Origin of the sequence: Acetobacter sp. DsW_059, assembly GCF_002153695.1 — a bacterium.
Classification (GTDB): Bacteria; Pseudomonadota; Alphaproteobacteria; order Acetobacterales; family Acetobacteraceae; genus Acetobacter; species Acetobacter thailandicus.
In genome coordinates this window covers 1-431 of record NZ_JOPI01000171.1, presented here as the reverse complement: position 1 = coordinate 431, position 431 = coordinate 1, and the positions used below count along the sequence as shown (strand labels likewise).

At 31.6% G+C, this 431-nt stretch carries 1 protein-coding gene; it reads right to left on the bottom strand.

The annotated features are described in order from the left end of the window. Positions 1-405, bottom strand: a 405-nt coding sequence (locus tag HK25_RS12595) for a nitrile hydratase accessory protein (protein ID WP_086636419.1), incomplete at its 3' end; no start/stop codon positions are given. Between the last annotated feature and the right edge of the window lie 26 nt (positions 406-431).

The window sequence follows — 431 nt, the reverse complement described above, 5'->3', positions numbered from 1 at the left end:
CTCATGCTCATGCTCATGCTCATGCTCATGCTCATGCTCATGCTCATGCTCATGCTCATGCTCAAAAGCATTTTTTAATTCTACGGAGTTTCCATGAGGTGTGCATAAATATGCCTGCCTCCACTCATTAACTCGATTTTTAATATCGCTATCATTTATATTTATAGTATTAAGTAGAAAAATATCAATATTTAAAAGCCATCTTTTATAATAATTTTCAGTTATAGATTCCTCCTTTGATTTTAAATGTATTTTTTCAAGTATAGAAAATGACTCTGACCATTCTGACCATGTAAAAAACCCTTTTCTAACCATCAAAACTACAGTTGCAAATGCTTCTAATTGCCAGGGCTCATCAAAAGATGATTCAATATTTTTTTCAGAGTTTAAGAAGTTATGTTTCATTTATTTTTCTCCAAATAAGATTCCCA